At 60.8% G+C, this 25150-nt stretch carries 16 protein-coding genes; 3 read left to right on the top strand and 13 right to left on the bottom strand.

Features of this window, described 5'->3' with window-relative positions; genetic code table 11:
• Window positions 1-259 precede the first annotated feature (259 nt).
• Window positions 260-7387, top strand: coding sequence for a TcdA/TcdB pore-forming domain-containing protein (locus L6D74_RS07195; RefSeq protein ID WP_236188494.1), 7128 nt, complete (start codon window positions 260-262; stop codon window positions 7385-7387).
• An 88-nt stretch (window positions 7388-7475) separates the two neighbouring features.
• Here the strand turns inward: L6D74_RS07195 and L6D74_RS07190 are convergent, their stop codons facing one another.
• The gene (locus L6D74_RS07190; RefSeq protein WP_085611013.1) at window positions 7476-8072 is read right to left on the bottom strand and encodes a MarC family protein; all 597 of its coding nucleotides are present in this window, start codon (window positions 8070-8072) and stop codon (window positions 7476-7478) included.
• A gap of 234 nt (window positions 8073-8306) precedes the next feature.
• Between L6D74_RS07190 and L6D74_RS07185 the strand changes: the two genes are divergently transcribed.
• Together L6D74_RS07185 and L6D74_RS07180 are read left to right on the top strand one after the other, a co-directional pair.
• Complete coding sequence (locus tag L6D74_RS07185; protein WP_064593221.1) at window positions 8307-9098, top strand: hypothetical protein; 792 nt, start codon at window positions 8307-8309, stop codon at window positions 9096-9098.
• 48 nt (window positions 9099-9146) lie between these two features.
• A complete protein-coding gene (locus L6D74_RS07180; RefSeq protein ID WP_236188490.1) occupies window positions 9147-9830 on the top strand; it encodes a hypothetical protein in 684 nt (227 codons plus the stop codon).
• Between the two features lie 28 nt (window positions 9831-9858).
• On the opposite strand, the gene L6D74_RS07175 is transcribed toward L6D74_RS07180, so the two are convergent.
• The 12 genes from L6D74_RS07175 to L6D74_RS30085 all read right to left on the bottom strand — a co-directional run bounded on the left by L6D74_RS07175 (window position 9859) and on the right by L6D74_RS30085 (window position 25035).
• The gene (locus L6D74_RS07175; RefSeq protein ID WP_064593225.1) at window positions 9859-12633 is read right to left on the bottom strand and encodes a hybrid sensor histidine kinase/response regulator; all 2775 of its coding nucleotides are present in this window, start codon (window positions 12631-12633) and stop codon (window positions 9859-9861) included.
• Window positions 12634-12735: 102 nt separating this feature from the next.
• A complete protein-coding gene (gene purD, locus L6D74_RS07170; protein WP_007951030.1) occupies window positions 12736-14028 on the bottom strand; it encodes a phosphoribosylamine--glycine ligase in 1293 nt (430 codons plus the stop codon).
• A 147-nt stretch (window positions 14029-14175) separates the two neighbouring features.
• Window positions 14176-15783 (bottom strand): bifunctional phosphoribosylaminoimidazolecarboxamide formyltransferase/IMP cyclohydrolase, encoded by a 1608-nt coding sequence (gene purH / locus L6D74_RS07165; protein ID WP_236188487.1) that lies wholly within the window; start codon window positions 15781-15783, stop codon window positions 14176-14178.
• A gap of 82 nt (window positions 15784-15865) precedes the next feature.
• Window positions 15866-16186, bottom strand: a complete 321-nt coding sequence (fis, locus tag L6D74_RS07160; protein ID WP_002555375.1) for a DNA-binding transcriptional regulator Fis — start codon at window positions 16184-16186, stop codon at window positions 15866-15868.
• Window positions 16183-17193, bottom strand: a complete 1011-nt coding sequence (dusB, locus tag L6D74_RS07155; RefSeq protein WP_007951027.1) for a tRNA dihydrouridine synthase DusB — start codon at window positions 17191-17193, stop codon at window positions 16183-16185. Before dusB ends, fis begins: the two co-directional genes overlap by 4 nt.
• 185 nt (window positions 17194-17378) lie before the next feature.
• Complete coding sequence (locus L6D74_RS07150; RefSeq protein WP_236188483.1) at window positions 17379-18644, bottom strand: DUF3426 domain-containing protein; 1266 nt, start codon at window positions 18642-18644, stop codon at window positions 17379-17381.
• Between the two features lie 30 nt (window positions 18645-18674).
• On the bottom strand, window positions 18675-19553 hold the full coding sequence (gene prmA, locus L6D74_RS07145; protein ID WP_007951025.1) for a 50S ribosomal protein L11 methyltransferase: 879 nt from the start codon (window positions 19551-19553) through the stop codon (window positions 18675-18677).
• A 166-nt stretch (window positions 19554-19719) separates the two neighbouring features.
• Complete coding sequence (gene accC, locus L6D74_RS07140; RefSeq protein ID WP_064593229.1) at window positions 19720-21078, bottom strand: acetyl-CoA carboxylase biotin carboxylase subunit; 1359 nt, start codon at window positions 21076-21078, stop codon at window positions 19720-19722.
• Window positions 21079-21095: 17 nt separating this feature from the next.
• Complete coding sequence (gene accB, locus L6D74_RS07135) at window positions 21096-21563, bottom strand: acetyl-CoA carboxylase biotin carboxyl carrier protein (protein ID WP_007951023.1); 468 nt, start codon at window positions 21561-21563, stop codon at window positions 21096-21098.
• Window positions 21564-21587: 24 nt separating this feature from the next.
• Window positions 21588-22043 carry a type II 3-dehydroquinate dehydratase gene (gene aroQ / locus L6D74_RS07130; RefSeq protein WP_236188481.1) on the bottom strand — a complete coding sequence of 152 codons (456 nt, stop codon included), beginning with the start codon at window positions 22041-22043 and terminating at the stop codon, window positions 21588-21590.
• Between the two features lie 132 nt (window positions 22044-22175).
• The gene (locus tag L6D74_RS07125; protein ID WP_236188480.1) at window positions 22176-23933 is read right to left on the bottom strand and encodes a protein-disulfide reductase DsbD; all 1758 of its coding nucleotides are present in this window, start codon (window positions 23931-23933) and stop codon (window positions 22176-22178) included.
• 58 nt (window positions 23934-23991) lie between these two features.
• Window positions 23992-25035 carry a methyl-accepting chemotaxis protein gene (locus L6D74_RS30085; protein WP_373874465.1) on the bottom strand — a complete coding sequence of 348 codons (1044 nt, stop codon included), beginning with the start codon at window positions 25033-25035 and terminating at the stop codon, window positions 23992-23994.
• Window positions 25036-25150 lie beyond the last annotated feature (115 nt).

The following is a 25150-nucleotide window of genomic DNA, read 5'->3' as shown; positions in this document are numbered from 1 at the left end:
TATCGCACGGCAATTTATATATCTGTGACACTTGTTTGGAAGTTTTGATGTGGCGGGAAGTTTCCGTTGAAATTGTTTGAATGGCTTGTTGTTTGTTGAGTTGGTTTTTTTATACTAGTTTCGCTTCCGGAAAGTGCGTGTCGATCTGTTGTTTGTGCATTGATATCAACTTGTTGCAAGAGCGATTTTTTTGTAATGGGGTATTTGTGCGCGTGATTTTCAATCGGCTCGTGTAATTTGTTATTTCGGGAGTTCACGTATGCGGGAAGTTAATAATGATGTTGCCGATGTCGGTCATCTGAAGTTTGCGACGTTGTTCAAGTTTTCCGAATTTGAGCAGGCTCTGCAGCCTTACAAGGACAGCGCGCAATATGACGCGGCGCTTCGTTACTATTCTGCGTGTATCGATCTGCTCGACTCGCCTCGACTGTTGCAACCGCTGGCGCTGCTCAAGCAGGCACTGGGAGAATTGAACAAGGGGCGAGTGCGCCGTAGTTTAGACAAGGCACCGGTATCGACACCGGACGGCGGGACAGCGCCGGATCTTGCGCAGATCTTTGACAGGCTCGAAGTTGTCGAGTCGCGCCTGCACTCCAGTGTCGGGTTGATGAAACTTCCGGCTACGGCCGTGCCGAAAATCCTGCACTTCGTCTGGCTCGGTGGCGGGCTTGGCGAGATCCAGCGCGACTACATCAATCTCTGGAAACAAGTGCTGGCTGGAGAGGGTTACAAGATCAACCTCTGGTATGACAGTGATGCCATGTTGGCGCATGAAACCAATCGGCTGATCAGCGAGGCAGCGAAACTGCACAGCCTGCAGAACGGCGGTATGGATAGCTCCACTGAAGCGCAACTTGGATCAATGTATGAGGCGCGGGCCATCGTACTGAAACAGGAGATGTTCGCGCACATCAATCAGGCTGTTGCAAACGGGGTGTCGGCTGATGAGGCTCGGACGCAGTTGTTGAGTCGGGCGTACGGACAGCAGGCAGAAAGACTCAAATCGTTGAAAGAGCGCAATTTGCAGAGCGTGCATGCGTTGGTCGGTGGCGACTTGCAGTTGCGTGATCTCGCCGGGGCTGCGCAACCCATGCGGCTACGAGCGATCTACGATCAGGAGATGCGCTTGCGCGGCAATCTTGCCGCCGGATCCGATGTCGTGCGGCTGGAGGCATTGCTCCCCGAAGGGGGGCTGTACGCGGATGTCGATAATCTCCCGCCGTTGGTGAAGGTACTGGGCGGCGTGGACATCAGTACGGTCGGAAACGATGGCCAGCGGGGGATTTTGCAATTACTGCTGGACCACAATCCGCACTGGATGCCGGGGCGCCAGGCGGTGCGCAGCGGTTACACGGATTATGCCGACAGTATTCCCGCAGAGCATCGCCAGGCGCTGGAAGCGTTCGCCGGAAGCCGCCCTGCGCTGAATCAGGTTTTCCAGCCCCCTTCCGATCTCCTTGCACGCCCCTACATGTTGCGTGCTGTGCGTGAGGGCAATTCGTTGAGCAATGCCTGGCTGATGGCGCACCCGGGCTCGCCAATGCTGGAGGCCGTCATGCAGCGGCTGGGTTTTAACTATCAAGTGGTCAACGCAGTGTTCCGGACGGCGGCTGAAAGAGGTATAGCCCCTCACGACGATGACTCCATGCAAGCCCTGGCGATCGCGGAGCTTGAGGATCGCCTCGGTGCCCTGGAGGGGCTGTCGGACGAGGATGAAATCGCGATGAGATATCTGGCGGACGCCGCTGCCAGTTACTACAGCGACGGCATTCGCCTTGAACGTGAGGGCACGATCTATCTCACCGGACCGGCTGCCATGCGTCTTGGCATGGGAGATTACGAGCAGGCGCATTTCACCCCGCGTGCTGGCGAAGCCTCTCGGGCTGAAGTCGGCATTGAACCGAAGGGCACGGTCAGTCGTTCAAGCGAGGAAGAGCTGGATCATTCCTGGAAAGAAAACGGAGCCGATGAACAACAGTGGGTCAGGAACGAACAGCAGCGTTTTCGCGACGGCCGATACACCACCCGTTACGCCGGCGACCTCGACGAACTGCTCAATCATTCCACCGTCGAGTTCGAGCTCGGCTGGCCGCTCATTGAAGGGCGCCATGTTCTGCTGACCGGGCTGCTGCAACGCTTGGCCGAGCGTCTGGGTAAACCGTTTACCCAGGCGATGATGAACGGCCATGACGGCCCGGTAGTGTTCGTCGACCGGCTGCCACTGGATTTCGACGACCGTCAGGCGATCCGCAATCAGGACACGCGGCTGCGACCACCGGCTTCTCTGGCCAATGAACAGACCCGGAGCCTTGCGCTGGACGAAGTGCTGGTGCGTCTGGGGGCGGGCTCCTTGCAACGGGCTCACCTCAGTCCGTTGCAGCGCCTGACACTCGGGGCCTTGCTCGGCGTTGAATCGCTGGATGAACAGAGTTTGCTGGCGCAGAACAGTGTGATGGAAAACCTGATCAACAGTGTCAGGGAGCGCGGGACTTCGGGACGGTTCGGGGCGATCGAGCAGCATCTGTTTCAGCGCAGGGACACCGCATTCGTTGCCGGGTTGAACAGTGTCCAGCACGAACTGCCGATGGACTTGCCGAGTGCGCTGAGTCTGAAGAAAGCCGCCCTGGCCGGGGCGACGACGCTGTATGAGTGGGGGCAGCAGGTCGCGCAGATCAAGAAGGTGGCCCTCCAGGAACATCGTGAGCAAGTGCAGGATCGCCTGGAGCAGGTGCTCAATCAGCTCGAGGGCGGTGCCGTGAAACTGGCGCCACAGGACCTGCTGATGCACGGAATGGGCGATATGACTGCCGGGCGCTGTTTTCCTCTTGCGCTGGCGATGAGTGCAGCCATCACTGAGGGCAAGGCTGCCACCCAGCGATTGCACGAGCGTTTTTACCTTGCGGTACTCGAGCCGGAACACGCTGACACAATCGCCTTTCTGGGGGCACTTGAGGAGATGCGTGGCGTGAAGTATGGCGATGTCGGGACTCCGCTGGGGCGGCTGGATCTGGACCAGGTCACGGCGACCCTCGAGGAGTCTGTCGGTACTCGAACCTTGATGCTCAACTCTGACAATCATTCGATGCTGGTTGCTCGTACCGTCAACGGCACGGAAGTCATCTACCACTTTTATGATCCCAACTTCGGCCTCTTCGAGTTCGAGACTGCTGCCACATTCAGAGCGGTACTGACGAGATTTTTCCAGAGAGGCATGACCAGACATTACGCCGCCTATGGTGAGCCTGACCGTCCGCAGTTCGATCTGATCGATCTCCAGGGGGAACGGGTAGCCGATCTGGATCTGTCGAGCGGTGCCAAGGTGGCGCACCTTTTAAGGGAGGATGCGTTGCCGAGCATGCCGCTGCGCAGGGTTCGCCAGCGGCTTTTCAGCGCACACGGACAATCGCTGGTTGAAAATCCACACCTGGCCAGCACATTGCTGCAGTCCGACAGCCACTGGTGGGCCGAACAGGTCGCAGACGTGACTTCGCGGTTGCAGGAGGGGCATGAGTCAGTGTCGCCACTGGTGCCGTTATTCGAGTCGCTGGAGGTCACCCTCGAGGGCACTTATCGGGTGAGCATGCTCGATCCGAAGAGCGGCGAGGTGATGGCAACGGTCATCAGCCGCGACAGCCGTCTGCTGCGGATCAAAAATTATCTGGCCGAGCTGTTTTCGACGCTGGCCCAAAAACGTACCCGGGCCGGCGCGCCAGTCGATCCGACGGAAGCTTCCGCTGTTCACACCCTCAACGCCGGGTTCGCCGTTCAGGCGTTGATGAATGCCTTGCGCGACCGCGAAGGTGAAGGCCGCACATTGACCACCGCCGTGCAATGGCATGCCTACGTCAACTATGCGCAGCTGGTGCATGGCAATCTGGTGGACGTGGCGGGGCTGGTCGGGGTCCTGCAAACGGCATTGCGTGATGAAAGGATCATGGCCCGGACCACTGGGCAAGTGGTGGCCGAAGCGCTGGCGCCACTGACCGCCAGAACTTTGGGCAATGTGGCGGGGCATGTGGCCAATGAAGGCGTTGGCGCGGTACTGGGGCTGGCCAATGTCGGGTTCGATATCTATCAGTTGGCGAACGCAAAGAACGATGTGGAGGTCGCGACTTACGGTACTCAGTTGGGCTTTGACGCGGCGAGCCTGGCCCTGACCGGTACAGGGCTTGCTGCGGCGGCCCTGGGGGCGGGTACGGCCGCTGCGGTGCTCGGTGGCGCCGGGGTGATTCTGGGCGGGCTGGCGATCGGGGTGACCGCGTTGGCACATGCCTACGCCATCATTGCCGAGGAGGCAAAAGCCGTCGGTCTGTTCTTCGATGAAATCGAGCAGGCTCATCGCGGTGCCGGCTACCGGTACGACGGCACGCAGGGTGCCTGGCTGCCGAGACCGTCGCTGATTATCAGGCAGCTGGATCTGGGCAACGGCAGGATGCAGCTGGACAGCACCCGGCTGTATCCGCTGCGTGATCATTTCGGAGTGCCGGAATTCGAAGCCGATTACTCACGCGCCATCAACCTCAGTGCCGAGCTGGGCTATCCCGACGAGATGAGTTTCGCTCCGCATGCCGATCAACCCATCGTTTTACCCTGTACACCGCTGAACTGTTATCGCTACGAGTACAAGACCCTGCCGTTTGTCTCGGTGTTTCACGACAAGGGTTTTGACATTGCACGTCGCCTGGAAAAGAAAAAACCGGACGGCCAATGGCTGTTCCTGTTTTCGTTCTATTCCTTTCCCAGCGAATACGTCGTCTATCGGATTTATCCCGATTACCGACCCACCGACATCACCGTCAAGCTTGATGCCCGCGAGCGCAAGCTGGTCGTGCCGGTGATCCCGTCCCTTTGGCGGGGCAAGGTTTCCTATCGGCTGCAGGGGGGCGGCGGGACTTGCACGCTGGTGCTCAATCCCGGTGTCGACGTTGAGTTGCAGACGATCGGTGCGCAGAAGGATCGCTGGATTATCGCGGCGCCCTGGGCTCGTGAAACCGACATCGTGTTCGGCGAGGACGGCCGGTTCAGCGTCAAGGATTGCCGGTTCAAGGTCAGTGCCGGTGTTCCACCTGATCTGTATGTGCTGCTCGAAGGCGGCAACCTGTTCAAAGTCGAAGGCCGCATACTCACGTTATTGCTGGACCACCCCCCTCAGGAACAGCACGGACAGGTATTGCAGAATCATCTGCAGGAACTGGCTCGGGCCCATCGGCTGGTGCTGCCCTACACGCCGATCCACGATTATCTGATTCCATTCGAACCAGCCGATGCACCGCGTTACACCACCGGTTGGTACGACGCCCGTGAGGACCGGGTTCTTTACGTGCGCAATGATGACGTTTCGGCCGACGATGCGCAGTTGTCGGTCGTGGTGGGCGAGTCGGCGTTTTTTCAATCGGCCGAGGGTTTCGAAATCTGGCAGGTCGAGGCGAACACGGGATTGCTCAGCCATCGCTATCGTCTGTTGTTCAAGCCGCGTGGCACCAGCTCGATTCGCAGTGTGGAGGCCGACGGGCAGGGTGTGGTTCATGTGGTGCAGGAGTATCTGCAGGCCGACGGCCGTGTGGAGCGCTTCAATTACCTCATTCACGATGGGCAGTTATGGTTGAGTTCAGTCACGCGCGGTCTTGAACCGGCATTCGAGGCGCTCCTTGATGAAACGGCCCCGTTGACCGATTGGACGTCTGTGCTCGGCGAGCAGATCGTGCTCAAGTCGAGTCATGACAAGTCCTACGCGACGGTCCACTGGCAGCTCGCGCCCTATGTGTCGATCTGCTGGATGATCGAAAAAAACCTCCGTGACATGGCCTGGATCCGCACCCGCGACGACCTGATCATTCGCCCGGTGCCGCGTCGTCATCGCGCCCGGGGCTGGGCCGATTCGATCCAGAATCTGAACGACCTGATGCTGCTGACGGTGGCTGATGACAGCGATGTATTTGTCATCTATGACCGTAACGCGCAGACCTTGTGCCGAACGCAGTGCACGGTGCTCAAGGGCAAGATGCAATGGGCTCATCGTTGGGTGCAGCCTGCTGGGCTGAAGCAGATTGCGGCACAGGAAAGCGGCTATCTGGCAAGTACCGCAGAGGGGCTCTCGTTTGAAATCGACAGCACCGGTGAAGTGCGCTTCGCCGGCGTGAGCGAACAATGGCTCAAGAGCCGCACCCAATGGTGGCTGGCGCTGGAAGGGCTGGCCAAGCGGTACTCCGTTGAACGGTTCACGATTGTCGGCGTTGTCAATGCCACCGGCGACGCGCGTTTGCATGCCTGGTACGTGGATAACCATCTGGTGCTGAGTAGGGCGCGGCAGGGCGATGTACGTCTTCTGGGACTGACCCCCGACAGACAGGCGGCGTGGTTGTTCGAACCGGCGGCAGGGCAAGTCTGGCGTCAGGCGTTGATCGATCCGCAGCGACTGGATCAGGCGTTCGGAACCGCTGCGCAGCTATTGCACGCTGAAGTGTTGACCCCGCCGGAACGGCAATGGGCACCGTGGAGCTTCGCCGACGTCAGGATCGACGGTACGGGGCTGCTGGGCACGACCCTCGATGGCCAGGTGTTGCAGTTGCACGCTCAGGCGCAACCTGTGCTGGCTGGTGTGGCGCTCGATTGGGTGGTCGCTCATGACGAGCACCTGATCCGTGACCTCAAGGCCATGCTGGTGAACCAGGCGCATCGCCCGTTCATTTCCATCGCCACCCGCGACGCCAGCGCGTGCTGGTACTTCGTCGACAGTGCGCGATTGATCCGGATCGCAGCGCAGGATCTACCCGGGGATTACGAGTTGCTGGGCGTGCGGCGACACACGGATGTCCTTCTGAACGATTCAGGGCAGCGACTGATTCGGGGTTATCCGAGCAAGCGGCAGATCGGGCCGCTGGATTACGTCCAGCGCAATGCCGAGGTGCTGGTGATCGAAGGGCAAGTGGATGCGCCGAACCTGTTGCCGCTGATTCCTGATGGCGTGCGCACACTGGTGGTGCGGATGGGCCACGGCTCCATGAAGTGCCATCTGTCGCAGGCTCTGACGCGCAGGCTGGATCGGATGGTCATTGATGCACGGTTCCCGCTGGCCGGCCCGCCCGCGGTGATGAGTCGCCTGATCTGGTCGCTGGACACATCGCAAGCGCTGGAGGTCGGCGTTGTCGGGGATCACCTGGTGCTGATCGATCCTGATTCCGGACTCTGCGTGTTGTTCCGTGATGCCTGCGCGAACGATCCGGCGTTGCACGGCGACGTCATACTCGAGGTCAAGGGGTTGCGACCTTGCCAGGTATCGACGCTCGCCCGAGGGATGTTGGGGGCCAAAGGCGTGACAGGCAGCGTGACACTCAAAAGCTTGATAGAGGAGGCGAAGAGCAACCTCATGACTGAATCAACGATCTGAGTTAACGATTCAGTTGTGCTTGAAAGATAGTTGTCAGTGACCAAAGAAGACCGCCGATGGAAGTATTGGCGGTCTTTTGCATTCCGGTCTATGGCACCAGATAGCCCTTCACCCCGGTGAAGATGATCTGTGCGGCCAGCGCGCACACGAACAATCCCATCAGGCGACTGACGATCTGCAAGCCTTGATCGCCGAGGATCCGTTCGATGCGATTCGACAGATAAAGCACGATACCCACGGTAAAGCTGGCCAGGGCGATGCTCATGATGGCGGTGAGTTTGTCGTCCCAGTGGGGCTGACTGACGCCCATGACCAGCAACGCACCAATAGTGCCCGGGCCGACAGTCAGGGGAATGGTCAGCGGCACGATCGTCACGTCCTGCTGCACATTGTCCGTCTGCACCACCGACTTGCCTTGCGCCATGCCCAGTGCCGAGATGAACAGCACGCTGCCGGCGCCGATCCGGAAAGCATCTACGGTAATGCCGAACACATCGAAAATCACTCGCCCGAACAAATACAGAAGAACGCTGGAGACCAGCGTGGCGATCGCCACTTTCCAGGCCAGGCGTCGTTGCTCCTTGCGCGAATAACCACGGGTCAGGCTGATAAAGCAGGACAGCACGAAGAACGGGCTGTAGAGCACAAGCATCTTCAGGTAAACGCTGAACAACACATGGAGCATGGTTTCGACTCGCCGCTGTGGAGTGGACGACGTGGAGTCTATCAGTGGTTTAGTTGTTTGTGTCTGGAAGCGTGGTTTTAATCAGGTTTGATTTAACTTGTGTGGAAGTTGCTAAGTGGGTGGAAAGTTCAGATATCAAGTTACATGTTTTGCTTTGTTGTTTGTTTGATACTTGGTTATTGTTATTTGGCAAGTTCATGAGGAGCTTGTGATTCTAACTAATGGATGTGTCAAATGTATAATCAAGCTGTTCGTGAAAGTTATGTAAACACCTGTCTTGAAACGCTGGGTGAGTGTGATATCGGTGATCCGCTGATTATCAAGCCACGTGGCTTGCAGATTTCCGGTGATGATGTTGAAGCGCCGTCGCGCGGTAGCATCGTCGGTGAGGGCGTGCTGGGTTTCTCCAGTAACCTCACTGGCGATAACAAGTCCGATGCGCAGAATGCTTTTTTATTCGCAACGCGTGCAGCAAACAAAAAATACCCTGAAGAATCTCAGGGCAAGGAATGGTACCTGTACTTCCGGGACATCATGACCATGGCAGGCTGGACCCCTGTCAGCCGTTACTACAGCGATCTGCAAGTGGGTGGTACCAGTGTTCGCATGGACAAACTGGTTCTGGAGATTCTGTCTTCGGTCGTCGCGGGTGTTGCCTTGCCTGGCCCAACCAGCGCATTGATGCTGAAAGTAGCGGGCGATGCCATTGCCGCCCTGCAAAAGCGTGACACCGCAGCACTGACCGTTTACGAACGCAATCTGCTCGAGCATGGCGTCGGTGGTGTTTCCAGCGCCGCCTGCGTGGAAGTCGACGGTGAAGCGATCATGGCGGTCGGCGCAGTGCGCTTCCTGCGTCGGAACACCTCGACCAAAGTCATGTTTGTGGATCTTGATATTCGTAATGTGAAGTTGTATCGCGGTGAAACGGTATTTGCCAAAAATACATTCGTGGCGGATGGCGTGCGTGAGTTGATCAAGAACAAGTTGATTCCGCACAAGGACAAGATTGACGAGATCGACATTTGATGAGTGAAAAGGCGGCCGTAACAGGTCGCCTTTTTTACGGGGGACGATATGAAACTTGATTATTCGGTTTTGATCGTTGGCGCTTGCGTGATGTTGCTACCGGCAGCGGACGATGCGGATAGTTACAGCGATCTGGTCAACTCAGTGTTGTTGGCGCAGTTGGCCGCGAGCAAGAAAGTCGAAAAGTCGCAAGGTACTGACTGGTATGACGCCTACATCCAATTGATGGATGACTACTGGCTGCGCTACGCGCGCGCCCGACAAGACTGGTCCGTCAATGAGGGGGATGTCGAATCCGTCAGTGAATGGATCAGTGGCGCTATTGCCAAAGGTGGTTCGCAAAACGCCAGTGTGGCGGTGGCGACCTTGCAGCGTTTGGCTCAGTTATCGGGAGCCGAACCCGTCATGGCGCTGCTGCGAGCTCATGTGCAAAGGACCATGTCCCCACCCGATGAGGCTCATGCCCCTGCCGGACCCGTTCGATTGCTAGCAATCATCGCCTCGACGCCAATGCGCATTTCGAGCGTCTATGTTGAGTTCCAGGCTCATGGGTCTATCGAACTCAACCCGCTGGCCCAGCGTTTCGAAGCACGGGACATACAGGGAGCGGTCTGCTTGCGCTACGCCAAAGCCAGTTTGTCGGAAACACTCTACGGGCCTGTACGTGATGCCATCGCCTTGAAAGTCAGGGACAGGCAAGCGGCTCACGTTTTGGCGATGGCTGTTGAATAGCGGCGAGACGCTTGATCGGCAACGCCGCTCAGAAGGTTGAGGCGGTGCGATTCTGTTGGTCACGCTGTGCCACCCAGTGCTCGATCAGCTCACGCAGTTGCGACAGTTCCACCGGTTTGGCCATGTGCCCGTCCATCCCGGCCTGCCGCGCGCGCTCCTTGTGTTCAGCGAGGATGTGCGCTGTCAGCGCAACGATCGGCGTGCGAATGCGCTGGTTGCTGACTTCCCATGCGCGCAATTGCTGAGTCGCCGAGAACCCGTCGAGGATCGGCATTTCGCAATCCATCAACACCAGGTCGTAACGCTGGGCTTTCATTGCCTGCAAGGCTTCTTCGCCATTGCTGGCGGTGTCCGGTTGCAGATTGAGTTTGCCGAGCATGCCGCGGATGACCTTGGTGGAAATCGTGTTGTCTTCGGCCACCAGAATGCGGAAGTCGCTCGGCACCTTGACCGGCGCAGCGGGGCTGGCCGGCTGCGGCTGGAACACCACCTGGCCACGGTTGCGCTGGTTCAGTTCGTCGGCAAGCGTGGTCTTGAGGGTGTAGCCGGCCACCGGTTTGGCCAGGATGCGCTTGATCCCCGAATTGCGCGCGATGATCTTGCTCGGCGCATTGCTGATGCCGGTGAGCATGATCAGCAGGATGTCGTGGTTCAGGCTCGGGTCTTCCTTGATCTTGGCCGCCAGTTGCATGCCGGTCATGCCGGGCATGTTCTGGTCCAGCAGAACCACGTCGAAATAGTCGCGCAGGTGCGCCTTGGTACGCAGCAGGGCCAGCGCTTCCTTGCCCGACGGCACGGCGCTGACGTTCAGGCCCCAGGCGCTGCATTGCTGCACCAGCACCTTGCGGCAGGTGTCGTTGTCGTCGACCACCAATACGCGTGCGCCTTGCAGCGGGCTGTCGAGGTCCGAGGTCGGGTGCTCCAGGCGATCGGGATCCAACGGCAGGGTCAGCCACAGCGTACTGCCCTGGCTGGCGCCGCTCTTGATACCGAACTCGCCCTGCATCAAACGGATCAATTGGCGGGCGATCACCAGCCCGAGGTTGCCACCCAGACGGTTGGCCGACAGGAAGTGCTTGCTGTGCAACTCGGCGTGCATCAGCGCATCGCGCTCCTCCTGGTCCATCGGCTGGCCGCTGTCCTGCACGGCAATGCGCAGGCGTGGCCCGGCGCTGCGTTCGTCGAGGGCGACCACCACCAGCACTTCGCCTTCCTCGGTTTTCTTCAGGGCGTTTTCCAGCAGGCTCAGCAGTGTCTGGCGCAGGCGCGTCGGATCACCACTGATGACCCGTGGCACTTGCGGCTGGATGAAACTGATCAGCTCGACGTTCTGCTGTTCGGCCTTGGCGCGGTAGATGCTCAGGCAATCGTCGATCAGCGCGTTGAGGTCGAACTGCACGTCGTCGAGTTCGATCTGCCCGGACTCGAGCCGCGAGATGTCGAGGATCTCGTTGATCAGGGTCAGCAATTCGTTGCCGGCGCTGTGGATGGTTTGCACGTAGTCGCGTTGCTTGACCGACAGCGGCGTGCCGAGCAGCAGTTCGGTCATGCCCAGTACGCCGTTCATCGGCGTGCGGATTTCGTGGCTGATCTTGGCCAGGAACTCGGCCTTGGCGTTGATCTCGGCGTTGCTCGCGGCGAGGTCGCGGCTGATGCTGAAACGGCTTTCGGTAATGCTGCGCTGACGTTCGCCGAGGGCGATGCTCATCAGCAGGCCACTGATGCAGATGAAACCCATCAGGGTCATGATCAGGCCTTGCGGCGCCACCAGGGTCAGCCCCAGCAAGGCCGGGAGAATGATCAGTGTGCCGATGTTGAACACCACCATCGCGGCAACGAACAAGCGGGCAGGGCGGTAGCCTTTCTGCCAGTGATAGAAACCCACCAGCAGCATGCTCAGCCCAGCCAGGGCTACGAGCGCATAGGTGATGATGTTCAGCGGCAGGGTGTTGACGAACAACAGCAGCAGGCTGCAGATCACGATGAACAGGATGTCGCCGATCAGCAGCTTGTTCAGCGGATGCGGGCCGAGCGGCGCGAAGAAACGGTAGGCGAACATCAGGCCCGCCGGTGCGGTCAGCAGCAGGGCCAGATAGGCGCCGGGAGTCTGGATCGCATGCCAGTTCGGCAGCCACGGACCGGCGAGGTTGAGCAGCAGCAACAGGCTCAGGCTCAACAGGCCTTCACACACCGCGAGCCACAGACTGCTGCGTGAGCGGGTGTAGGCGTAGCGGATCAGGTTGTGCAGGATCAGCATCGCCAGACAGCCGAACAGCAGGCCGTAGATCAGCGTCTGGTTGTGATTGGCCGCGGCCATCACTGCCGATTGCAGGGTGATATACGGGCGCAACTGGTGATCGGAGACCAGTCGCAGGTAGACGTCGAGGGGTTTGTCGCTTTGCGGCAGCGGCAGCATGAAGTCGCTGCTCGGCAGCGGTCGCTCAACCTGGGGCTGAGCGGTACCGGTGTCGCGTTGTTCGATCAGGCGATCGCCGTCGAGGACATACAGATTGAGGTGCGACAGGTCGGGGGCGAAGATCCGCAGCACTTGTTCGTGCGTGCCGGGCGCCAGCCTGAAGCGCAGCCACAGGGCGCCATCGGGTTCGGCCGCGGTGAGGCGGTCAAGCTCGATAGGGCTGAATTGATTGGTGTAGCGGGCGGAGCGGATGTCGCTCAGCTGCAGGTTGCCCTGATCGTCAAGCAATACCGACCAGCCACTGCCTTGCGCGGCCTGGGCCGGGAGCATGCAGAGCAAGGTCAACAGCGTGACGGTGAAGCCTATGGCAATCCTGAGCCAGCGCACGGCGAAATCCCTTCGTAGGTTGATGCCAGAATATAACGATGCGCAGCGTCGGAACAGTCCGGCAAGGGCGATGAGCCCCTGCCGGAAACACAGCGTAGCTTATTACTGAGACTCACCGCGTTCACGGGCAATGGCGCGGTAGCCAATGTCGGTGCGGTAGAAGCAGCCTTCCCAGTCGATGGCCTTGGCCAGTTTGTAGGCCTGCTCCTGGGCGGCGCCGACGCTGGCGCCCATGGCGGTGGCGCACAGCACCCGACCGCCGGCCGTCACGACGTTGCCGTCCTTGAGCGCAGTACCGGCGTGGAAGACCTTGCCTTCCAGTGCGGCGGCTGCGTCCAGACCGTTGATCGGCGCGCCCTTGGCGTAGTCGCCCGGGTAACCGCCGGCGGCCAGCACGATGCCGACGCTCGGACGTGGATCCCACTGCGCTTCAACCTTGTCCAGCGCCTGGGCCAGTGCCGCTTCGACCAGCAGCACCAGGCTCGACTGCAGACGCAGCATCACCGGTTGGGTTTCCGGGTCGCCGAAGCGGCAGTTGAACTCGATGACCTTCGGATTGCCGGCCTTGTCGATCATCAGACCGGCGTACAGGAAACCGGTGTAGACGTTGCCTTCGTCGGCCATGCCGCGCACGGTCGGCCAGATCACTTGGTCCATCACGCGCTGGTGCACGTCGGCGGTGACCACCGGTGCAGGGGAGTAAGCACCCATGCCGCCGGTGTTCGGGCCGCTGTCGCCGTCGCCGACGCGTTTGTGGTCCTGGCTGGTGGCCATCGGCAGAACGTTCTTGCCGTCGACCATGACGATGAAGCTGGCTTCTTCGCCGTCGAGGAATTCTTCGATGACAACGCGCGAACCGGCGTCGCCAAAGGAATTGCCGGCGAGCATGTCGCGCACGGCGTCTTCGGCTTCGGCCAGGGTCATGGCGACGATCACGCCTTTACCGGCGGCCAGACCGTCAGCCTTGATCACGATCGGTGCGCCTTTTTCACGCAGATAAGCCAGGGCCGGCTCGATCTCGGTGAAGTTCTGGTAGTCGGCGGTCGGGATCTTGTGGCGTGCCAGGAAATCCTTGGTGAAGGCTTTCGAGCCTTCCAGCTGCGCGGCGCCGGCGGTCGGACCGAAGCAGTCCAGGCCACGGGAGCGGAACAGGTCGACGACGCCAGCCACCAGCGGTACTTCCGGGCCGACGATGGTCAGGGAAACGTTTTTCTCGGCGAAGTCAGCGAGCTGCTCGAGGGCCAGCACGTCGATGGCGACGTTTTCGCACTTGGCCTCAATCGCGGTGCCGGCGTTGCCTGGTGCGACGAAAACCTTCTGCACACGCGGATCCTGAGCCACTTTCCAGGCCAGTGCGTGTTCGCGGCCACCGCTGCCAATGATCAAAACATTCATTTCAAAAACCTCAAAATTCTGTCAGGCGCTGCTGGAGCGCTTTATGTGGGAGCGAGCCTGCTCGCGAAAGCGGTGTGTCAGTCAACGTCAACGTCGCTGGCAGATTGCATTCGCGAGCAGGCTCGCTCCCACATTTGAATCTGTGTATCAGTGACGGAAATGACGCATGCCGGTGAACACCATCGCGATGCCGGCCTCATCAGCAGCAGCAATCACTTCAGCATCACGCATCGAGCCACCCGGCTGGATCACTGCCGTGATACCAACCTTGGCCGCGTTGTCCAGACCGTCGCGGAACGGGAAGAACGCGTCCGACGCCATTACCGAACCAGCCACTTGCAGACCGGCGTGCTCAGCCTTGATCGCGGCGATACGCGCCGAGTTCACGCGGCTCATCTGGCCGGCGCCGACACCGATGGTCTGGCGGTTCTTGGCGTAGACGATGGCGTTGGATTTGACGAACTTGGCCACTTTCCAGGCGAAGATCAGGTCGTGGACTTCCTGCTCGGTCGGGGCGCGCTTGGTCACCACTTTCAGGTCGTCGGCGCCGATCATGCCGATGTCGCGGCTCTGTACCAGCAGCCCGCCGTTGACGCGCTTGTAGTCCCAGGCCGGAACGCGATCGGCCGACCACTCGCCGCAGGCCAGCAGGCGAACGTTAGCCTTGGCAGCGACGATGGCGCGGGCTTCTTCGCTGACGCTTGGGGCGATGATCACTTCAACGAACTGACGCTCGACGATCGCCTTGGCGGTCTCGGCATCCAGTTCACGGTTGAGGGCGATGATGCCGCCGAACGCGGATTCGGTGTCAGTGGCGTAGGCCAGTTCGTAAGCCTGACGGATGCCGCCTTCGGCGTCCGGGCTCACGGCCACGCCGCACGGGTTGGCGTGCTTGACGATCACGCAGGCCGGTTTGACGAAGCTCTTCACGCATTCCAGCGCAGCGTCGGTGTCGGCCACGTTGTTGTACGACAGTTCCTTGCCTTGCAGCTGGGTCGCGGTGGCGATGCCGACTTCGGCAGGCTTGGCTTCAACGTAGAACGCCGCGCTCTGGTGCGGGTTCTCGCCGTAGCGCATTTCCTGGGCCTTGATGAACTGGCTGTTGAAGGTGCGCGGGAATTCGCTGCGGTCTTCAGTGCTGAGGGTGTCAGCAGCCTGGTTCACGGTGCCCATGTAGTTGGCGATCATGCCGTCGTAGGCGGCGGTGTGTTCGAACGCCTTGAGCATCAGGTCGAAACGCTGAGCGTAGGTCAGGCCACCGGCCTTGAGGTTTTCCAGGACGTTGGCGTAATCGCTGGCATTCACCACGATGGCCACGTCTTTGTGGTTTTTCGCCGCCGAACGGACCATGGTCGGGCCGCCGATGTCGATGTTTTCGATGGCGGTCGGCAGGTCGCAGCCTGGCTTGCTGATGGTGGCTTCGAACGGGTACAGGTTCACGGCTACCAGATCGATCGGCTTGATGCCGTGCTCGTTCATGATGGCGTCGTCGATACCACGACGACCGAGGATCCCGCCGTGGATTTTCGGGTGCAGGGTTTTCACCCGACCGTCCATCATCTCTGCGAAACCGGTGTAATCCGCGACTTCCACTGCGGCCACGCCGTTGTCCTGCAGCAGTTTGAAGGTCCCGCCGGTGGAAAGGATTTCCACGCCCAGGGCTTCCAGCTCCCTGGCGAATTCGAGGATCCCGGTCTTGTCGGAAACACTGATCAAGGCGCGGCGGATCGGCAGGCGGGTAGTCTGGTCGGTCATCTCAATTTCCATCAAAAGCAAGGGAAGTCAGCAAAAAAGGCGACCGGTTTTACGCGGGCGCCTTTCTGGTTTGATTGAATGCTTACAGCAGATCGTACTGCTTGAGTTTCTTGCGCAGCGTGCCGCGGTTCAGTCCGAGCAGCTCGCTGGCCTTGGTCTGGTTGCCCTTGACGTAGTTCATCACGCTTTCGAGCAGGGGAGCCTCGACTTCGGAGAGCACCAGGTTGTACACATCCGTGACGGACGCGCCCTCAAGGTGGGCGAAATAATTGTGCAGCGCCTTCTCGACACTCCCGCGAAGGGTCTGGCCTTCTTCGCTCGGGGTATTGAGGTGCTGTTTCAAATTCACGTTGTCGCTCACGGGTGTTGTTCCACTCACTAAAGTCTCGGTCATCATCGTCATGCGGCCACCCCTTCTCCGTCCCCTGTCAGGCTCTTGTAACGTTCGGCGAAGAACTCCCGAACGTTGGCGCATTGTGTTTCCGTACCATCCAAACGATTGAAGTGGGCGCGAAACTCCCTGGCGCCCGGCAAGGTTGCGAGATACCAGCCCACATGTTTGCGGGCAATTCGCACACCCATCACGTCCCCATAGAAGGCGTGGAGGGCGGCCAGATGCTCAAGCAGAATGCGTTCCACCTCGATCAGCTCCGGCGCCGGCAGTTTTTCGCCGGTACGCAGAAAGTGTTCGATCTCGCGAAAAATCCATGGCCGCCCCTGGGCGGCCCGGCCGATCAACAGGCCATCGGCACCGGTCGCGTCGAGCACGTAGCGGGCCTTTTCCGGCGATACGATGTCGCCGTTGGCAAAGACCGGAATCGACACCGCCTGCTTGATCGCGGCAATGGTGTCGTACTCGGCTTCGCCGGTGTACAGGTCGGCGCGGGTGCGGCCATGCACCGCCAGCGCCGTGATCCCGGCCTGTTCGGCGATCTTCGCCACGGTCAGGCCGTTCTTGTTGTCGCGATCCCATCCGGTGCGGATCTTCAGGGTCACCGGCACATCAACCGCCGCCACGACGGCATGCAGGATCTCGGTAACCAGTGCTTCATCCTTCAACAACGCGGAGCCGGCGGCCTTGTTGCAGACCTTCTTCGCCGGGCAACCCATGTTGATATCAATAATCTGTGCGCCCAGCTCGACGTTGGCCCGGGCCGCATCTGCCAGCATCTGCGCATCGCCACCGGCGATCTGCACCGAGCGTGGCTCGGGATCGCCTTCGTGGATCATGCGCATGCGCGACTTGCGGGTGTTCCACAGGCTCATGTCACTGGTGACCATTTCCGAGACTACAAGCCCTGCGCCCAGACGCTTGCACAGCTGACGAAAGGGCTGGTCGGTGACACCCGCCATCGGGGCGAGGATCAAACCGTTCTGCAATGTATATGGGCCGATGCGTACCGCCGACATAGGACTTCCCTGAAGTGGGGCCGGATCATGAGAGTTCGAAAAAGGGTTGGCATGATACCCGCTCTCGATGACTGGATAAAGGCTGAATTGAACAAAATCTGAACAGTTATTCTGTTATTACCGCCGGTTTGGTCGCGCGGTGTGCAGTCAGAAAATTGCCGTCAATCCGGGAGCGGTGAAGCGCTTCACTCGGGTGAGTGGAAACTCAGGCTGTAGTTCACCGCTTTCGGGCCTGGATCGAGGATGTCCAGAGCGATGTGGATCGGCGTCTGCGGCGGCATTTCCGCCATGCCTTCGAGGTCGCCGTTGAGGTATTCGCCGGGTTTGAAGCGACGACTGGCGATCAGGTGGCCGTTGAGGTCGGCGAAGCGCAGCTCCAGCAGCGGAAACGGCTGCGAGAACGGCGCGCGGTTATAAATGATCGCGTCCACCACCAGCGCACCGCTGAATTCCGGGTGGCTGCGCACCACCAGGTTGCTGCTCTTGATCTTGGCGATATCCACTTTGGACGGCACCGTGCAGCCGACTTGCGGGCACAGTTGCTGGAACCACGGCCGGTATTGATCCTGGCGCGCCAGTTCATCGAAGTGATAGGCGATGTACTGGCCGCCCAGACCGGCGGCGGCCAGCACGATCAGCAACAGCCAGAGCAGGCGACGGCCCCAGGGCGAGCGGCGTTTCTGCCAGTCCAGTTGCAGCGGATCATCGGTCAGATCCTGCAAGGCTTCGGCGCGAGCACTGGATTCGACACGTTCGCGTTTTTTGCGCGCAGGTTCGATCAGTGGCAGTTCGTCGTCGACGTCATCGCTGGCCGACAGACGTTCGCGGCGGGCATTCGGGTCGATCGGATCGTGCAGGCGCAGTTGCGGGATCGGCGGTTCGTCGTCGAGATCCACCGGCTCCAGCGACAGCGAAGGTTCGGTGCGCTCCGATCGGACGGGTTCAGGCTCGACGACGTCGGGTTCATCTTCGACTTCGGGAGCGCGCTCATCTGCCGGTTCGCTGAACAGGCTGTCCGGCCAAGCCGTATCTTCCGGTTCATGGCTGTCGCGACGAGCGCTCAGGGCGTCTTCGCGTGGGCGGCCGAATTCGGTGGTCGGCTGGATTTCCCGTTGCTCGAGGCGGGCCAGCTCTTCGTCCAGATCCAGGCTGTCCAGATCCAGCTCGGCGGCGCTCCATTGCTTTTGGCTGATGGCGCGTGGCTCGGGCGTTTCGACGATGGCTGGTGGTTCGACAGGCGCAGGCTCGCTGATCGGCGGCTCGCTGATTAGCGGCGCCACCGGTGTGACCGCTTCCTTGCTTGCGTGCTGCTCCAGCAATTGCTTGGCGGCATTGAACACTTGCAGGCAGGAGCCGCAACGAACCACCCCGCGGGCCACGCTCAACTGAGCGTGGCTGACACGGAAACTGGTTTGGCAATGCGGGCACTGGGTGACGAAGCTGTCAGTCATGCGGCGATCCGGATTGAGCAGGCGGTCATTCTAGCGCCGACGGCCGGTGATGCGCACCCAGCCATCGCGATTGGCGATCGGGTCGAGATCGAAGTCCTGCGCGTAGGCGGCAGCGACTTCGTCACCTTGTTCGGCGAGGATCCCGGACAGCGCCAGACGCCCGCCGGACTTGACCAGGCCGGACAGTTGCGGCGCCAGGGAAACCAGCGGACCGGCCAGAATGTTGGCCACCAGTACGTCGGCTTTGACCTGCGGCAGGTCTTCCGGAAGGTACAGCGGGAACAGTTCGTCCGCGATGTTGTTGCGCCCGGCGTTGTCGCGGGAGGCTTCGAGTGCCTGCACGTCGATGTCGGTGCCCACGGCTTCTTTCGCGCCCAGCAGCAGGGCGGCAATCGCCAGAATCCCCGAGCCGCAGCCGAAGTCCAGCACGTTGCAGTCTTTCAGGTCCTGGCCGTCCAACCATTCCAGGCACAGGGCGGTGGTCGGGTGGGTGCCGGTACCGAACGCCAGGCCCGGGTCCAGCAGCAGGTTGACCGCGTCCGGCTCCGGTGCGGCGTGCCAGCTCGGCACGATCCACAGACGCTGGCCGAAACGCATCGGCTGGAAACCATCCATCCAGCTGCGTTCCCAGTCCTGGTCTTCGATCACTTCGCTGTGGTGCTCGGGCAGCGGGCTGCCGGTCAGCAGTTCCAGATGGGCCAGTACCGGGGCGGCTTCGGTGCCGCCCTCGAACAGGGCCAGCAGGTGGGTGTGCGCCCACAGCGGGGTGGTATTGAGTTCCGGTTCGAAGATCGGCTGGTCTTCGGCGTCCATGAAGGTCACCGAAACGGCGCCCACTTCAAGGAAAGCGTCTTCGTAGGTTTCGGCTTGTTCCGGGCTGATGGCGAGTCTTACTTGCAGCCAAGGCATGGCGGGCACCTGTGAAAAAGATTGATTGCAGCCTAGCGGCCTGCGAGAAGCGCGCAAGTTTACGCGAGCGCGACGGTTTTGTGGGAGCGGGGAATGTGTGAGCAGATGAAACCTTCGGAAACAACAAAGCCGCCCGAAGGCGGCTTTGTCAGGTGCGGGCTGAAGCTTAGTGCTTCTCGCCAGCCAGCTTGTGCTCGAGGTAGTGAATGTTCACGCCCCCTTTGCAGAAGCCTTCGTCACGGGTCAGATCACGGTGCAGCGGGATGTTGGTCTTGATCCCGTCAACCACGATTTCGTCCAGGGCATTGCGCATGCGGGCCATGGCTTCGTCGCGGGTCGCGCCGTAAGTGATCAGCTTGCCGATCAGCGAGTCGTAGTTCGGCGGAACGGCATAACCGCTGTACAGGTGCGAATCGACGCGAACGCCGTTGCCGCCTGGTGCGTGGAAATGCTTGACCGTACCCGGGCTCGGCATGAAGGTTTTCGGGTCTTCGGCGTTGATCCGGCATTCCAGCGAATGACCGCGGATCACCACATCATCCTGGGTATACGACAGCTTGTTGCCAGCGGCGATGCTGAGCATCTCCTTGACGATGTCGATACCGGTGACCATTTCCGAAACCGGGTGTTCCACCTGAACACGGGTGTTCATTTCGATGAAGTAGAAACGACCGTTCTCGTACAGGAACTCGAAGGTGCCGGCGCCACGGTAGCCGATGTCGATGCACGCCTTGACGCAGCGAGCCAGGACTTCCTTGCGCGCGTTCTCGTCGATGCCCGGTGCCGGCGCTTCCTCGAGAACCTTCTGGTGACGGCGTTGCAGCGAGCAATCGCGGTCGCCCAGATGGATGGCATTGCCCTGGCCGTCGGACAGAACCTGCACTTCGACGTGACGCGGGTTGGTCAGGAATTTTTCCAGATAGACCATCGGGTTGCCGAACGCCGCGCCAGCTTCGGAGCGGGTCAGTTTCGCCGAGGCGATCAGGTCTTCTTCCTTGTGCACCACGCGCATGCCGCGACCACCACCGCCGCCGGCGGCCTTGATGATCACCGGATAGCCGACTTCACGACCGATGCGCAGCGCCGTTTCCTCGTCTTCCGGCAGCGGGCCGTCGGAACCTGGAACGGTTGGCACGCCCGCTTCGATCATCGCGTGCTTGGCCGATACCTTGTCGCCCATCAGGCGAATGGTTTCGGCTTTCGGACCGATGAAGGCGAAGCCGGAGTTCTCGACCTGCTCGGCGAAGTCGGCGTTTTCCGCGAGGAAACCGTAGCCTGGGTGAATGGCGGTAGCGCCAGTCACTTCAGCGGCAGCGATGATGGCCGGGATGTGCAGGTAGGACTGAGCGGCAGAAGCCGGGCCGATGCAGACGGATTCGTCTGCCAGACCCAGGTGCATCAGCTCTTTGTCGGCCTTGGAGTAAACGGCGACGGTCTTGATGCCCATCTCTTTGCAGGCACGCAGAATCCGCAGGGCGATCTCACCGCGGTTAGCGATCAGAACTTTTTCCAACTTCGCAGTCATCAAAGGCTCTCCGCAGTTCAAACGATGGTGAACAGCGGTTGGTCGTACTCAACCGGCTGGCCGTCTTCGACGAGGATGGACTCGATCACACCGCTGGTTTCAGCTTCGATGTGGTTCATCATCTTCATGGCTTCGACGATGCACAGGGTGTCGCCTTTCTTCACGGTCTGGCCGACTTCAACGAAGGACGGCGAGGTTGGCGAAGATTTGCGATAGAAGGTGCCGACCATCGGCGAACGGGCAACAGTGCCGTTCAGCGCTGGAGCAGCAGCGGCAGCTGGAGCTGCGGCAGCAGCAACCGGAGCGGCAGCGGCGGCAGGTGCAGCGGCCGGAGCCTGCATCGGAGCCGGTGCGTAGTACTGCTGCGCCGGGGTCTTGCTGTGACGGCTGATGCGTACGGACTCTTCGCCTTCCTTGATCTCGAGCTCGTCGATGCCGGACTCTTCCAGCAATTCGATCAGTTTCTTAACTTTACGGATATCCATGAATCATCAACTCCCAAGGGTCGGTCAGGGGCGTATAGCTTGTTGTTCAAGCTGCTCTAGTGCAGCCTCCAGGGCCAGTCGATAACCGCTGGCGCCAAGGCCGCAGATCACTCCTACCGCTACGTCGGAGAAGTAGGAGTGATGGCGGAAAGGTTCGCGTTTGTGCACGTTGGACAAATGCACTTCGATGAATGGGATGCTCACTCCCAGCAGCGCGTCACGTAATGCGACACTTGTGTGTGTAAATGCTGCCGGGTTGATCAGAATGAAGTCCACGCCCTCGCCGCGTGCGGCGTGGATGCGATCGATCAATTCGTACTCGGCGTTGCTTTGCAGATACAGCAGATGATGGCCGGCTTCACGGGCGCGGCGTTCCAGATCCTGATTGATCTGCGTCAGGGTGGTCGACCCGTAGGTCCCGGGTTCCCGGGTGCCGAGCAGGTTCAGGTTGGGGCCGTGCAGCACCAGTAGCGTTGCCATCTGCGTGTTCCTTGTTATGGGTGAGCCTTCGTCAGAACCCGGCGACTATGCCGCAAAGACTTTGTGACTGTCCAGTTCTCTGCAATAGCCAGCACGATGACCGATGTTTGCGCAAAATATGTGACTGACTGATTAAATCCGGTCATTCGCTTTGGCGACACGTTCGGCGAAGTCGCTGGCGTTGATCTCGCCGATCACCCGCACATCGCGACGTTCCACCCCGTCCTTGCCGAAGAACATCAGCGCCGGTGGGCCGAACAGGCTGTAGCGGTCGAGCAGGGTGCGCTGTTCGGCGTTGCTGGCGGTGATGTCGAAGCGGATCAGCCGAAAGCCCTTGAGCCGATCCACGACTGTGGCGTCATTGAGTACTTCGTGTTCGATGACTTTGCAGCTGATGCACCAGTCGGCGTACCAGTCAAGCAGCAACGGGGTGCCGGCGGTTTTCGCTTCGAGCAGTGCCCGATCCAGTTCCGCCGGGGTGCTGACGGTCTGCCACGAGCCGCTGTTTTGCGCGGTCGAGCCGCTGTCGGCAAGTCGTGCCGGGGCTATTGGATTCAGCGGGTCGGTCTGCCCGCTGAACGCGCCGTACCAGCAGGCCAGCGCATAAAACAGCAGGAACAGGCCCAGCAATTGGCCGAGGCGTTTGCGCGGCGGTTTGTAGACGAATTCCAGAGCGCCGAGGAACAGGCCGACGCCGCCGGCCAGCAGGCCGATCAGCAGCAAGGTGATCTGTCCCGGCAATACCCGGCTGAGCAAACCGATGGCCAGCCCGAGCAGCAACACGCCGATGCCGTTCTTCACGTACATCATCCACGGCCCGCTTTTCGGCAGCCACGCCGCGCCGCCGGTGGCCACCAGCAACAGCGGCGCGCCCATGCCCAGGCCGAGCATGAACAGCTTCAGGCCGCCACCCAGCGCGTCGCCACTGGCGCTTATATAAAGCAGCGCGCCGGCCAGCGGGGCGGAAACGCATGGCGATACCAGCAAACTCGACACCACGCCCAACACCGCCGCGCCCCACAGCGAGCCGCCTTCGGTGCGCCCGGCGATCCGGTCGAGACGGCTGCTGATGAAGTGCGGCAGTTTCAGCTCGAATACGCCGAACATCGCCAGCGCGAACACCGCAAAGAACATCGCGAACGGCACCAGCACCCACGCCGATTGTAGCCGTGCCTGCAAATTCAGTTGCGCGCCGAAGAGCCCCATCAAGGCTCCGAGCAGGGCGAAGCACGCAGCCATCGGCAGCACATAAGCCAGGGACAGATTGAAGCCGCGCCAACCGCCGACCTGCCCGCGCAACACCACACCGGACAGGATCGGCAGCATCGGCAATACACACGGCGTGAAGGTCAGGCCCAGGCCCGCCAGGAAAAACAGCGCCAGATCTCGCCAGTCCCAACCGGTCACCGGAGTGGACGCGTCACTTGGCGCTGCGTTGCCCGCGATGCTCAGGCGCTCGGTTTCCGGTGGATAGCACAAGCCTTTGTCGGCACAGCCCTGATAGGTGACGGCCAGCGTGAACGCTCGGGCATCATTGCGTGGCAGCTCCACATCGAGAATGCCGTGGTAGACCTCGACGTCACCGAAATACTCGTCGTGTTTCTGTTCGCCTTGCGGCAGTTGTGCGGCGCCAAGTTTTACCTCCGCCGGCTCGGCGCGAAATTGGAAACGGTGGCGGTAGAGGTAATAGCCTTCGGTGGCGACGAAGCGCAGTTTGACCGATTGCGGCGTGCTCTCAACCAGGCTCAGTTGAAAGGCTTCGCGCACCGGCAGGAAGTCGGCGCTGTTGTTGACCGAGCCCAGCGTGGCGCTGGGTTTGCTGTCGAACAGACCGGCGGCGCCGGCCGGCAGGGCGAAGACGAAAAACAGCAGGCAGAGCAGACGGCGCATGACAATCTCGCGAATCAAAGGTGCGGGAATGATAGCGGACTTGGCCCTGAGCTGTGTGTCACACGCGAAACGCTTGCACGGCGGTGTGCAGCTGACCGCCCAGCAACAGCAGGTTCTCGCCTTGTTCGCGGCCCTGACCGATGCGCAGCAGATTGTCCCCGCCCAACTGGTGAATCCGTTCGCTGTGATCGCGGATCTCGCTGACCGCACCGCTCTGTTGCGCGGTGATGTCGGCGATGCGGATCGCGGTGTCGGAGATGGTCTGGATCGCACCGACAATCCTGTCCAGCGCCCCGTCCGCCGATTGCGCCTGATTGGCGGTGGCCTCGGCGTGTTCGACCTGGGCGCGCATGCCCTCGACCGATTGCCGGGCGGCGGTTTGCAGGCCGGCGATCAGGGTCTGAATCTCGGCGGTGGCGCCGGCGGTGCGTTGTGCCAGTGAGCGGACTTCTTCGGCCACCACGGCAAATCCACGGCCCATTTCCCCGGCGCGGGCGGCTTCGATCGCCGCGTTGAGCGCCAGCAGGTTGGTCTGGTCGGCAATCGAGCGGATCACCGTCAGTACGCCGCCGATGGTCGCCGACTCTTCGGCCAGGTGTTCGATCATCTGCGCGTTGCCTTGCACTTCACCGACCAGCGCGTGCAGGCCGGTGAGGCTCTGGCCGATCACCTGTTGCCCGTGTTCGACCGCCAGCCCGGCATGGCGACTGGCGTCGGCGGCCTGGCGCGCATCGCCGGCCACTTGCTGAATGGTCGCTTCCAGTTCGCCGAGAGAATCACGGATCAGCGCTGTATCGCCGGCCTGATGTTCGGCGCCGCTGTGCAAGTCATTGCTCAGCTCGGCGAGGGTGCGGCTGCTGCCCGCCACCTGTTCGGCATTGCCGCGAATGGTCCCGACCAGATCCACCAGGTAGGCGCGCAATCGATTGAGCGAGGCTTCGATGTCGTGCAGTTCGCGGTTGGTCTTGCCCAGATGAATGTCGCGGCTGAAGTCGCCTTCGGCCCAGGTTGACAGCGCCGGCGCGAGGTTGGTCAGGGTGCGGGCCAGGCGCCGCTGCAGGGTGTCGATCAGCAGCGCGATCAGCAGAATCAGACCGATCATCACGCCTTGCATCAGCCGTACTTCGCCCTGGATCTGCCCGTGCTGGGCGCGTACCACCGGTTCGAGGCCGGCGATGGCTTGCTGCACGGCGGCGATTTTCTGGTGGGTCGCGGTG

It is taken from the genome of Pseudomonas pharyngis (genome assembly GCF_021602345.1).
Taxonomy (GTDB): domain Bacteria; phylum Pseudomonadota; class Gammaproteobacteria; order Pseudomonadales; family Pseudomonadaceae; genus Aquipseudomonas; species Aquipseudomonas pharyngis.
The sequence above is the reverse complement of the archived record's forward strand: the minus strand, read 5'-3'. Positions and strand labels throughout refer to the sequence as shown.